This is a genomic window from Xanthomonas sp. 60 (assembly GCF_011761925.1).
Window position 1 is genome coordinate 233040 of record NZ_JAASQW010000001.1, and the last position, 12094, is coordinate 245133.

The 12094-nt window shown below is 69.8% G+C and carries 13 protein-coding genes; all 13 read left to right on the forward strand.

Annotated features, from left to right (window positions below; all coding sequences use genetic code 11):
• Position 1 precedes the first annotated feature (1 nt).
• The 13 genes from xpsF (at position 2) to pncB (ending at position 12014) form a co-directional block, all read left to right on the forward strand.
• Positions 2-1222: a type II secretion system protein XpsF gene (xpsF, locus tag FHY09_RS01020; protein ID WP_166923311.1), complete on the forward strand. Its 1221-nt coding sequence runs from the start codon at positions 2-4 to the stop codon at positions 1220-1222.
• A gap of 33 nt (positions 1223-1255) precedes the next feature.
• Positions 1256-1690 (forward strand): type II secretion system major pseudopilin GspG, encoded by a 435-nt coding sequence (gene gspG / locus FHY09_RS01025; RefSeq protein ID WP_208407434.1) that lies wholly within the window; start codon positions 1256-1258, stop codon positions 1688-1690.
• Positions 1691-1696: 6 nt separating this feature from the next.
• Complete coding sequence (gene xpsH, locus FHY09_RS01030; protein ID WP_166923313.1) at positions 1697-2197, forward strand: type II secretion system protein XpsH; 501 nt, start codon at positions 1697-1699, stop codon at positions 2195-2197.
• Positions 2194-2622, forward strand: a complete 429-nt coding sequence (gene xpsI / locus FHY09_RS01035) for a type II secretion system protein XpsI (RefSeq protein WP_166923315.1) — start codon at positions 2194-2196, stop codon at positions 2620-2622. The genes xpsH and xpsI overlap by 4 nt, the downstream gene beginning before the upstream one ends.
• Positions 2619-3272, forward strand: a complete 654-nt coding sequence (locus FHY09_RS01040; protein WP_166923317.1) for a prepilin-type N-terminal cleavage/methylation domain-containing protein — start codon at positions 2619-2621, stop codon at positions 3270-3272. The genes xpsI and FHY09_RS01040 overlap by 4 nt, the downstream gene beginning before the upstream one ends.
• The gene (locus FHY09_RS01045; RefSeq protein ID WP_166923319.1) at positions 3269-4177 is read left to right on the forward strand and encodes a type II secretion system protein GspK; all 909 of its coding nucleotides are present in this window, start codon (positions 3269-3271) and stop codon (positions 4175-4177) included. The genes FHY09_RS01040 and FHY09_RS01045 overlap by 4 nt, the downstream gene beginning before the upstream one ends.
• Positions 4174-5325, forward strand: coding sequence for a PilN domain-containing protein (locus tag FHY09_RS01050; protein WP_166923321.1), 1152 nt, complete (start codon positions 4174-4176; stop codon positions 5323-5325). The genes FHY09_RS01045 and FHY09_RS01050 overlap by 4 nt, the downstream gene beginning before the upstream one ends.
• On the forward strand, positions 5306-6031 hold the full coding sequence (gspM, locus tag FHY09_RS01055; RefSeq protein ID WP_166923323.1) for a type II secretion system protein GspM: 726 nt from the start codon (positions 5306-5308) through the stop codon (positions 6029-6031). Before FHY09_RS01050 ends, gspM begins: the two co-directional genes overlap by 20 nt.
• On the forward strand, positions 6021-6803 hold the full coding sequence (locus tag FHY09_RS01060; protein WP_166923325.1) for a general secretion pathway protein GspN: 783 nt from the start codon (positions 6021-6023) through the stop codon (positions 6801-6803). The genes gspM and FHY09_RS01060 overlap by 11 nt, the downstream gene beginning before the upstream one ends.
• Before the next feature lie 9 nt (positions 6804-6812).
• Positions 6813-9002, forward strand: a complete 2190-nt coding sequence (gene gspD, locus FHY09_RS01065) for a type II secretion system secretin GspD (RefSeq protein ID WP_166923327.1) — start codon at positions 6813-6815, stop codon at positions 9000-9002.
• Positions 9003-9099: 97 nt separating this feature from the next.
• A complete protein-coding gene (locus FHY09_RS01070) occupies positions 9100-9954 on the forward strand; it encodes a glycosyltransferase family 2 protein (RefSeq protein ID WP_166923328.1) in 855 nt (284 codons plus the stop codon).
• Positions 9951-10787 (forward strand): glycosyltransferase family 2 protein, encoded by an 837-nt coding sequence (locus tag FHY09_RS01075; protein WP_166923329.1) that lies wholly within the window; start codon positions 9951-9953, stop codon positions 10785-10787. Before FHY09_RS01070 ends, FHY09_RS01075 begins: the two co-directional genes overlap by 4 nt.
• A gap of 48 nt (positions 10788-10835) precedes the next feature.
• Entirely contained in the window at positions 10836-12014 is a 1179-nt protein-coding gene (gene pncB, locus FHY09_RS01080) for a nicotinate phosphoribosyltransferase (protein WP_166923330.1), read from the forward strand.
• Positions 12015-12094: the final 80 nt, after the last annotated feature.

Here is a 12094-nt window from a genome sequence, read left to right on the forward strand (position 1 = left end):
CATGCCGGTGTACCGCTACAAGGCGCTCGATGGTCGCGGCGAACTGGTTGACGGGCAGATGGAGGCCGGCAGCGAAGCCGAGGTCGCCATGCGCCTGCAGGAGCAGGGCCACCTGCCGGTAGAGGCCCGGCCGGCCAGCGAAGGCGGCATGGAGGCGGGGCGCCTGCGCGGGATGCTGAAGCAACGGCCGCTGCAGGGCGCCGCGCTGCTGCAGTTCACCCAGCAGCTGGCCACCCTGCTGGGCGCCGGGCAACCCCTGGATCGGGCGCTGTCGATCCTGCTTTCGCTGCCCGAGGACGACCGTTCACGGCGTGTGGTGCAGGAGCTGCGCGATGCCGTGCGCGGTGGCGCGTCGCTGTCCTCTGCGCTGGAACGCCAGCACGGCCTGTTCTCCCGCCTCTATATCAACATGGTGCGGGCCGGTGAAGCCGGTGGCAGCCTGCACGACACGCTGCAGCGGCTTGCCGATTACCTCGAGCGCAGCCGTGAACTGCAGGGGCGGGTGATCAACGCGCTGATCTATCCGGCCATCCTGCTGCTGGTGGTCGGCGGTGCTCTGCTGTTCCTGCTCGGCTACGTGGTCCCGCAGTTCGCCGTGATGTACGAGAGCCTGGACGTGCAACTGCCCTGGTTCACCCAGCTGGTGCTGCAGCTCGGCAGCGTGGTGCGCGATGGCTGGGTGTTCTTCATCGTGGTGCCCGCCGTGCTGGCAGGGTTGCTGGAACGCAAGGCGCGCGATCCGGCCTTCCGCCTCGCCCTCGATGCGTGGCTGCTGCAGCGCAAGGGCATCGGCGCGCTGCTCGGCAAGCTCGAAACCGCACGCCTGGCGCGCACGCTCGGCACGCTGCTGCGCAATGGCGTGCCGCTGCTCGCCGCGCTGGGCATCGCGCGCAACGTGCTTGGCAACCGCGCGCTCGCCGCCGACATCGACGTCGCCAGTGACGAGGTCAAGAACGGCAACGGCCTGGCCACCGCGCTCGCGCGTGGCAGGCGCTTTCCCCGCCTGGCGCTTCAGATGATCCAGGTGGGCGAGGAATCCGGTGCGCTGGATGGCATGCTGCTGAAGACCGCCGATACCTTCGAGCAGGAAACGGCACGCAGCATCGATCGCCTGTTGTCGGCCATGGTGCCGGCCATCACGCTGGTACTGGCCTCGCTGGTCGGTGTGGTGATCATCGCGGTGCTGGTGCCCCTGTACGACCTGACCAACGCCATCGGCTGACCTGTGTCTCATCCCGGAAAAGGAAACCGCTCAATGCAACGACGTCATCGCAGGACCTTCCGCTCCCCCGCCCGCCAGGCCGGCATGAGCCTGCTGGAAATCATCATCGTGATCGTGCTGATCGGCGCGGTGCTGACCCTCGTGGCCAGCCGCGTCCTCGGCGGCGCCGACCGCGGCAAGGCGAACATCGCCAAGGCCCAGGTGCAGACCGTCGCGAGCAAGGTGGACAACTACCGGCTCGACACCAACCGCCTGCCGGGCAAGCTGGACGACCTGGTCGCCCAGCCCGCCGGCGTGAACGGCTGGCTGGGTCCCTATGCCAAGGCGTCCGATTTCAACGACCCGTGGGGCCACCCGCTGGAATACCGTGCGCCGGGCGAAACCCAGGACTACGACCTGATCAGTCTCGGCAAGGACGGCAAGGCCGGCGGTAGCAGTTTCGATGCGGACATCCGCTACGAGCAGTAAGCCGCGATGGTGACCGTGGCGCCTCCGTACGCTGCACGCCGGCCGCACCCTGGTGCGGGCGCGCGCGTGGCCGGAATGTCGTTGCTGGAAATGCTGCTGGTCGTGGCATTGATCGCTCTGGTGGGGCTGCTCACGGTCGGCATGTTCAGCCGAGGCACGGCGGGCATGCAGCTGCGCGGGGCCGGCAAGGAGATCGCCAGCCAGCTGCGGCTCGCACGTACGCAGGCGATCGCCAGCGGTCAGCCGCAACGCTTCATCGTGGAGCCGGCGCATCACCGCTGGCAGGGCGCCGGCGGCCGCACGGGGAACGTGCCGCCGCAACTGCAGGTGCGCTTCGAAGGCGCCGCGCAGCTGCAGGAGAAAACCGGCGAGGGTGTCATCGAGTTCCACCCGGATGGCGGCTCCAGCGGCGGCATGATCGCATTGCGCCAGGGCGAGGCGCGCTGGACGATCCGGGTGGGCTGGCTGACCGGCGATGTGGTCTCCGGCCCGGAGCGGACGCCGTGAGGCGCGCTGTCCGCGGCTTCACCCTGCTTGAGGTCCTGGTCGCGTTCGCGCTGCTGGCACTCGCGCTGACGTTGCTGCTGGGAACATTATCCGGTGCCGCGCGGCAGGTGGCCGAGGCCGATCAGCGCACCCGCGCCGTGCTGCTCGCGCAATCGCTGATGGCCGGTCTGGGCGTGGAAGCGCCGCTGCAGGAAGGCACGCGTGAAGGGCGTTGGGACGATGGGGCTTACAGCTGGACGCTGGAGGTTGCGCCCTATGCCGAGCCCCGGGCCGGGGCCACCGTTGGCGCGGCGTCCGCCGGCACGGTCGGTGGCCCGCGCCTGCTCGAACTGCAGCTGCAGGTACGTTGGTCCGAGGCGCCGCGCGATGTGCTGCGGTGGCGCACGCTGCGGCTGGTGCCGGCGGCGCTGGAGCGTGGCGGATGATCACTGCCGGCGCACGCGGACGCAGCCGTGGTTTCACCCTGATCGAAGTGCTGCTGGCGACGGCGCTGCTGGCTGGCGGGCTGGCGCTTGCCTTCACCACCGTGCGTTCGGCGATGGCGATCAGCCAGCGCGGAGAGGCGATCGCCGTGGCCAATGAGCGCATGCGCGCCGTGCAGGACCTGCTGCGGCGGCAGCTGGGCCAGGCGCTGCGCAGCCCGATCGAGCGTCCCGATCCCACGCAGGAGCCGCTGCATTTTGTCGGCGAGCCCCAGCGCATGCGCTTCGTGTCCGAAGTGCCCGGTTACCTTGGCCGTGGCGGGCCCTACGTGCACGTGCTTGAGGTAGTGACCCAGCGCGAAGGCGTTCGCCTGCAGCTGGGTCTGGTCATGGTGCAGGCCGGCGAACAGCTGCCCGAGCGTCCGCCACGCGCGCCGGAGGTGCTCGTCGATGGCCTGAAGCGCGTTGAACTGCGCTACCGCGGCATCGACGCCAGCACCGGCCAGCTCGGAGACTGGTCCACGGACTGGGAAGACACCCGGCGCCTGCCCGTGCTGGTCGCCGTCCGCGTGGAACCGGTGCAGGGCGCGCCCTGGCCGGAGCTGGTGGTGGCGCTGGACAACGGTGGCGGTCCCGCACGGGCGCCGCCATGAGCCGTCGCTGCCACGTGGCAAACCCCTCGCATGAGCGCTCCCGATGCCCGCAGCACGGTGCAGCCCTCGTGCTGGTGCTGTGGCTGGTCGCCCTGCTGACGGCGCTGGTCGGCGCATTCGCCCTCTCTGCCCGCGTGGAGCGCCTGCAGCAACGGGTGCAGGACGATGCCGCCCGCGCGCAGGAAGTGGTCCGTGCGGCCACCGCCTACACCGTTTCACGCCTGCGGGCCGATCCCCTGCGCCCGGTGTGGCAGCCCGATGGACGCCTCTACCGATGGCAGTTCGACGGCATGCAGGCTGATATCCGCATCCATGACGAGGGCGGCAAGATCAATCCCAACCTGGCCGACCTCGCGTTGCTGGACGCGTTCCTGCGCGCCCTGGATGAACCACCGGAAAGCGCCACCCGCCTGGCTGGTGCGATCATCGACTGGCGCGATGCCGACGACCTGAGTCCCCCCGGTGGTGGCGCCGAGGCGCAGGACTACGCCGCTGACGGGCGTCCGTACGGGCCGCGCAACGCGAATTTCGAGACACTGGGTGAACTGCAGCGCGTACTGGGCATGCGGGGCGATCTGTTCCGCCGCATGCAGCCGATGCTCACCCTCTACAGCCGCCAGGCACGGCCGGATCCGCGTTTCGCCGAGGCGCCGGTGCTCACCGCCCTCGGGCTGGATGCGGCACTGATCCTGGACAAGCGGCGACAGGAACAGGTGCAGCCGGACGACCTTGGTGCGCAAACGCCTCTTGCCAGCGGCAGCGGCACCTATAGTATCGAGTGCCGAGTCACTGCGCCGGGGGGGCGGGTCGTGGCCGCTCGCACGATCGTGAGGAACACGCCTGCGCCGGCACTGGGGCAGGCGTACACCGTCCTTCTGAGGGAACAGGGCATGGCAGGGCAATGACAGCATTGCAGCAGGGCTTCAGGCAGGTGGCAGCGCAGTTCGCGCCGCGCGTGGCGTCGTTCGTACGCTGGTGGCGCGAATCGCTCCTGGCGTGGCTGCCGATGCGCTGGCGCTGGGCGCTGGGCTGGGCGCCGGCCCGCCTGCTGCTGCAACAGCGCGGGGATGCGCTGATCCTGCAGCGCGAGATCGGCAGCGAACGCACGGACGTGGGACGCCTGCCCTGGCCCTGCGAAGTCACCGCGCTGGACGCCGTCCTGCGCGAGCCGCGGCTGCGTCAGCTGCCCCGCAGCTGGCTGCTGCCCTCGGCCGGGGTGCTGCGGCGCACGCTGCGCCTGCCAGCGCGTGCGGCCGATCGCCTGCGCGACGTCCTCGGTTTCGAGATCGATCGCCAGACCCCGTTCACCGCTGACCAGGTCACCTGGGATGCACGCCTGCTGGGCGCCCGCGACGGTGACCAGGTAGAGGCCGAGCTGGTGGTGATGTCGCGCAAGCAGCTGGAAGACTGGCGCGCTGCGATGGGTTCGTGGGCGGATGCGATGTCCGGGATCGATGTGCTCGATGAGGACGGCCGCCCGCTCCAGGTCAATCTGTTGCCGCTGGAACAGCGCCGGCGCGGCGGTGCATCGAGCCTGCGCCGCGATCTGCTGTTGATCGCCGCGGCGTTGGCGCTGCTCGTGCTCGCAGGCAACCGGATTCTCGATAACCGGCAGCAGGCGGCCGACGTGCTGCGTGCCGATGTCCAGCAGCGCGCGGACCAGGCACGGAGCGTGGCCACCGAACGTGCGCGGCTGCAGGCCCTGGTGGATGGTGCGGCGTTCCTGGAAGCGCAGCGTGCGCGCCGCGCAGGCACCCTGCAGGTGTGGGCCGAACTCACCCGGTTGCTGCCTGACGGCACCTATCTGGAGAAGCTGGGCATTGAAAACGACCAGCTGCAGTTGATCGGCCTCAGCCGCGAGGCGAACCAGCTGGTGCCGCTGCTGCAGGCGTCCGCGCTGTGGCGGCGGGTCTACCAGACCGGCGTGCTGCAGGCCGATGGCACGGCGTCGGGCCGCGACCGGTTCACGCTCACCGCCGAACTGGTGCCGACGCCTGCGGCCACCCCCGCAACCTCGGCCACGGAGGTGCGCGATGCAGCCCAGCGTCCGTGACCGCACCCTCGCGCTGGCCCTGCTGCTGGCGGTGGTGGCGCTGGTGTACCTGCTGCTGGTGCATCCCTGGTTCACCGCGCCGCTGCAGGTGATCAACCAGGACATCGCCGGACTGCACGAGCGCGGCCAGCGCGTGGATGCGCAGCTGGCCCAGCAACCCCAGGTCGAGGCCGCACTGCGTGAGGTACGCGCAGGGCTTGCCGGGCGCCCGGGTTTCCTCACCGACGCCACCGCCGAAGCTGCCGCGGCCTCGCTGGGCAACCGGCTGCAGGAGGTCGTCACGGCGGCCAGCCCCGAACACCGCGCGTGCACCATCAGCAACCGCACGCCGTTGCCGGACAACCGCGCGGCTGGTGACTACCCACGCGTGGCGATGCAGGTGCGCCTGCGCTGTGGTGTCGAGGAGATGGCCACGGTCCTGCATGGGCTGGAGACGGGCACGCCCCGCCTGTTCGTGGAGAATCTCAACCTGCTCGCGCAGCGTTACCAGCAGTCGCCGGACGAAACCGGGACGGGGCTGGACGTGTCGTTCGAGCTGGTGGGTTATCTGCTGCCGGACGCGGCTGCCATTGCAGGCACCCCGGAGGTGGCCGCGCCTGTGGACGCATCCGCCGATGCGATGCCGGCCGCCGCGCCGGTGGAGGCCGTCGAGACGCTCCCGGCAGAGCCCGCGCAGGATGCGCCGGAGGTACGCGATGGCCCTTGAACGCCTCGACCTGCGCAGCGGCCTGCTGCTTGGCCTGGTCGGAGCCGCCGGTGCGCTGTGGCTGGCCGCGCTGCTTGGTTTCGGCGGGCGTCCCGGTGTGCCGGACACCGAAGCGGCCACGCCCCCCCCATTGCCGGTGCTGCCGGCGATGGCGGACGACCCGATGCGTGACCTGGGGAGCGCGTCGGTGATCAATGAACGCCCCGTCTTCAGCGAGGACCGTCGCCCGCATCCCTTCCGCCTGGGCGGAGGCGCGGCCAGCACCACCCGCACCGTGAAGCTCACCGGCGTGGTCCTGGCCGGTGAGTTCGGCATGGCCACGCTGACCAGCGACGAGAACCGTTCACTGCGCCTGCGTCTCAACGGTGACGTCGTGGACGGGTGGCAGCTGCTCGCCCTGGAGCCCCGCCGCGCCACCGTGCTGGGCCCGGAGGGGGCCCAGGTCCTCGAGCTGGCGGTGTTCGACGGGCAGGGCGGCGAGCCGCCGACCCAGCTGCGTCCGGTGGATCTGCAAGGGCGCGTGCAGGGCAGGGCCGCCCCGCCTTCGCAGCCGCCCCAGACGACCGAACGCGCCGCGCCGGCGGCCGAAGCCGCCCCGCCGCGTCCGGTGCCGGCGGAGGCACCGGCCGGCACGCCGGCCACCACCGGGCCCAGCCAGGAACAGATGGAGGCGATCCGTGAACGCATCAGGGCCCGTCGCCAGCAGCTCCAGCAGCAACAGCAACAGCGACAACCCGCCCCGCCCACCGGCGGTGGCGCTGCCAACAACTAGAGTGTCCGCATGAGCCTTCGTCTTGTTTCCTGCTCCTTCGTCGTCGCCCTGCTGGTCGGCTGCACCACCGTGCCTGCGCCCGAGGTGCGACGCACCGCGCAGTCCGGCGCCCCGGCCGGTGAGGTGGCCGCCGATGCGGCGGCCGAAGCCGAGGCGGTCGGTGCGCCGCGGGCCGTCATCCGGCGTGGCAGCGGCACAGTGATCAACCGCAGCGCGGCGGCTGCGCCATCGCCGGCGCTGTCACAGGCCAGCACCGGCAACGCGACGTTCAACTTCGAGGGCGAGTCGGTGCACGCGGTGGTCAAGGCCATCCTCGGTGACATGCTGGGTCAGAACTACGTGATCGCACCGGGCGTGCAGGGCACGGTGACCCTCGCCACGCCCAAGCCGGTGTCATCGGCGCAGGCATTGAACCTGCTGGAGATGGTGCTGGGCTGGAACAACGCGCGCATGGTCTACAGTGGCGGCCGCTACAACATCGTCGCCGCCGACCAGGCCCTGGCCGGCACGGTGGCACCGAGTACCGCGCCGGCGGCCAGCGCGCGCGGCTTCGAAGTGCGTGTGGTGCCCCTGCAGTTCATCTCCGCCAGCGAGATGAAGAAGGTGCTCGAGCCGTACGCGCGCCCCAACGCCATCGTCAACGTGGACAGCGGGCGCAACGTGATCACGCTGGGCGGCACGCGTTCGGAGCTGGAGAACTACCTGCGCACGGTGGAGATCTTCGATGTCGACTGGCTCTCGGGCATGTCCGTGGGCGTGTTCCCCATCCAGTCCGGCAAGGCCGAGCAGGTGGCGGCGGACCTGGAAAAGATCTTCGGCGAGGACAGCAAGACGCCCAGCGCCGGCATGCTGCGGTTCCTGCCGCTGGAGAATGCCAATGCGGTGCTGGTGATCACCCCGCAGGCGCGCTACCTGGACCAGATCCAGGAGTGGCTGGACCGCATCGACACGGCCGGTGGCACGCCGCGCCTGTTCTCCTACGAGCTGCGCTACATCAAGGCACGCGATCTGGCCGAGCGCCTGGCCGAGACCTTCGGCAGCAGCCGCAGCGGCGGCGGCGGCGGTGGCACGTCGCTGGCGCCGGGTGCCGAAACCACGCAGCTGGACGCCGGTCCGAGTGGCGAGTTCGGCAATCGCACGGACGCAGGCCAGGGCGGGGGCGGGGGCGCTGCGGGCACCGGCGGACCCAGCCTCAACCTGCCGCAGCGTCAGGCAGGCAATACCAGCGTCAGCCTGGAAGTGGAGGGTGACACAGTCGGTGTTTCGGCCGTGGAGGAAACCAACGCGCTTCTGGTGCGGGCCACGCCGCAGGCATGGCGCTCCATCCGGGAGGTGATCGACAAGCTTGATGTCATGCCGATGCAGGTGCACATCGAAGCGCAGGTCGCCGAGGTCGCGCTGACGGGCGAGCTTTCCTATGGCGTGAACTGGTACTTCGAGAACGCCGTGCAGGGCGCCAGCTATCCCGGTGCCGCCAGCGGGGCGCTGCTGCCGAACGCTGCCGGGCGCGATATCTGGGGTACCTACGCGGGCGCCATCACCGGTACCAACGGACTGGGCTGGACGTTCCTCGGCCGCAACGCGGCGGCCGTGGTCAGCGCGCTGGACAAGGTGACCGACCTGCGCCTGTTGCAGACCCCGTCCATTTTCGTCCGCAACAATGCCGAGGCCACACTCAATGTGGGCGACCGCGTCCCGGTGGTGTCCACCACCGTCAATACGGGCGTCGGCGGCGGCACGTATGGGCAGGTGCAGTACATCGACACCGGCGTGATCCTGAAGGTGCGTCCGCGGGTGACCCGCGATGGCACGGTGTTCATGGACATCGTGCAGGAAGTGAGCAGCGCCAGCGATGTGCCGGCCAACTGCAATGCGCAGACAAGCAACTGCAACCCGCGTATTTCCTCCCGCAAACTCGCCACCGAGGCCGCCATCCAGAGCGGGGACACCATCATGCTGGCCGGCCTGATCACCGACCGCGGCACCGATACCCATGACGGTATTCCCGGCCTGAGCCGTATTCCGGTGGTCGGCGCGCTGTTTGGCAGGAAGTCCCGCAATACCACGCGGTCTGAAGTCATCGTGCTGCTGACCCCCACGATCGTGCGCAACGGCCAGGAATCGCGCGACCTCACCGACGAATACAGCCGTCGCTTCCGCGCGATGGAGCCGATCAACGGCAAGGCGCCCAAGCGCTGATCGTCGCCGGCGGTCGTTCCTGACCGCTGACCTTGCTAGGCTTGGGCCACTGCGCCCGGCCGCTTGCGCCGGCGCGCCGACCACGAGCGGAGGCGGGATGGGGGCGATCGTGCTGTTGCCATTGGGCGTGGACGATGTGGCGCTGGACCAGTGCCTGGCCGCCCTGGATGCAGGTACCCCGGCGGGGACCCCGGTATGGCTGGCCGATGATGCCCAGGCCGGACCCCGGGCGCAGGGGGTGATCGACAACTGGCTGGCCCGCACGCGCTTGCAGGCCGAGTACACGCGGCGCACGCGGCCGCTGGGCGAGTGCGCGCACCTGGATGAAATGCTGCGCGCCTGCGCAGGTCATGATGTGGCCATCCTGGCTACCGGCAGCGTGCCGACGCCGGGCTGGCTTGCGCAGTTGCAGGCCTGCTTTGCGCGTGACGCGGCCATTGCCACGGCCACGCCCTGGAGCAATGCCGGCGAGACTGTCGCGTGGCCGCGGCTGGGTGAAACCGCGCCGCTGCCACCGGCGTTGCAGGCGATGGCAGAGGCCTGCGCGGGTCTTGCCCCGCAGCACGCCGAGCTGCCGTCGGCGGTGTCCCACGCGGTGCTGATCCGCGGCAACGCGTTGCGCCGCGCCGGTGGACTGGATACGCAGAGTTTCGGTTCGTGGAGCGCTGCGCTGGTGGACCTCAGCCTGCGCATGGCCGGCCTCGGATGGCGCAACGTGCTGTGCGAGACCGCCTTCGTGGGCCGCGCGGGCGAGGCCGCGCTGCAGCCGGGCGATCTGGAGGCACTGGCCAACCGCTGGCCGGGCTGGGCGCCCCGGCTTGCCGATTTCCTGATGCACGATCCGCTGCACGGTGCGCGGCAGGACCTGCACGCGCGCTACCGGCGGGCGATAATGCCGCAGGCGCAGGGCGATCTGTTCGGTGCCGCCACCGGGCAGGAGTCTGTTGCGTGAATATCGATATCGTCGCGGTCGTCGTCACCTTCCAGAGCGGGAGCACCATCGATGCCTGCCTGCAGCGGCTGCGGGCGGCGCGTGACATCGCCGAGATCCGCGTCGTGGACAACGGTTCGCACGATGACACCATGGAGGTGGTGCAGCGCCATGCCAGCCACGATCCGCGCGTGCGCTTCATCGCCAATCCGGACAACCCGGGTTTCGCGGCGGCCAACAACCAGGGCGTCGGGGCGTCGGCCAGCCCATGGGTGGCGTTCATCAATCCCGATGTGATGGTGGAAGTGGACACGCTGGCGGCGCTGCGCGAGCGTGCGGCCGCACTCGGGGAAGCGCTGCTGGGGGTGGAGCAGGTCGATGAGCAGGGGCGGCCGGATGCGGCCGTGCGTCGCCGCGATCCGGATTTCCTGGCCATGCTGCGTTCGCCGGGGCGGGGATCGAAACTGGCCATCGCGCGCGATGCCTCGCAGGCATTGCAGCCGGTGCCCGCGCTGTCCGGGGCGGTGATGCTGATGGCGCGCACGCTGTTCGAGCGGGTAGGGGGCTGGGACGCGGGTTACCGTCTGCACGCCGAAGACCTGGACCTGTGCCGGCGCGTGCGCCTGGCCGGCGGCCGCGTGGCGGTCGCCAATGATCTGCAGGTGGTGCATGTGCGCGGCGTCTCCAGCCGGTCGCGCCCGTTCTTCGTGGAATGGCACAAGCACCGTGGATTGTGGCGCTACTTCGGCAAATTCGAAGCGCGCCAGCGCAGCCTGCCGGTGCGCGCGGCGGTATGGGGCGCGATCTGGGCCCATGCCGTGCTGCAGCTCCCGCGGCTGCTGCGCGCGAGGTAGCGCCGGGGCTACACGCCACACCGCAGCGCACGGGCGCATAATCGGCCCATGATCATCCAGTCCCTGCTCGACACCGACCTGTACAAATTCACCATGATGCAGGCGGTGCTGCACCAGCACCCCGGCGCCCAGGTCCAGTACCGGTTCAAGTGCCGCACGCCCGGCATCGACCTGGCCCGTTACATCGATCAGATCAACGCGGAGATCGATCACCTCTGCACACTGCGCTTCAGCGACGCCGAACTGGACTACATGCGTTCGCTGCGCTTCGTCAAACCGGATTTTGCCGATTTCCTCGGCCTGTTCCATCTGGACCGCAAGTACATCCGCCTGCAGCCTTCGGCCACCGTGCCGGGCGAACTGGACCTGGACATCACCGGGCCGTGGCTGCACACCATCATGTTCGAAGTGCCGCTGCTGGCGATCATCAACGAGGTCTGGTTCCGCAACACCGGCACCGCCGATATCGCCGAGGGCGAGCGCCGGCTCCAGGCCAAGGCGGCCCTGCTGCGTGACACGCCCGGCTTCGAGCAGTGCCGCATCGCCGACTATGGCACCCGCCGCCGCTACTCCCGGGATTGGCATGCGCGCCTGTTGCCGCTGCTGCGCGATGCGCTGGGCGGCCAGCTGGTCGGCACCAGCAACGTGCATTTCGCGCGCCTGTACGGCATGACCCCGCACGGCACGATGGCCCACGAATACCTCCAGGCATTCCAGGCGCTTGGCCCGCGGCTGCGGGATTCGCAGGTGGCGGCACTGGAATCCTGGGCGCGCGAGTACCGCGGCGATCTCGGCATCGCGCTCTCGGACGTGGTGGGTCTGGAGGCCTTCCTGCGCGATTTCGACATGTACTTCTGCAAGCTGTTCGATGGCGTGCGCCACGACTCGGGTGATCCCTTCGACTGGGGCGACCGCATGCTCGCCCATTTCCAGCACCGCCGCGTGGACCCGCGCAGCAAGGTGCTGGTGTTCAGCGACGGCCTGGACATCGCCAAGGTGATGCGCCTGTTCGATTATTTCCGTGGGCGCTGCCAGGTGGCGTTCGGGGTCGGCACCCACCTGACCAACGACCTCGGTCCAACGCCGCTGAACATCGTCATCAAGATGGTCCGCTGCAACGGCCAGCCGGTGGCCAAGCTGAGCGACTCACCGGGCAAGAGCATGTGCGACGACCCGGGCTATCTGTCCTACCTGCGGCAGGTCTTCGAGCTGGCTCCGGAGGTCTGAGCGTTTCGCCCTGCGCCAGGGTGTGACGGCCGACACTGGGGCTCGGCGTGGTACGTCACAGTCTGGTGGTCCGGAGGCGT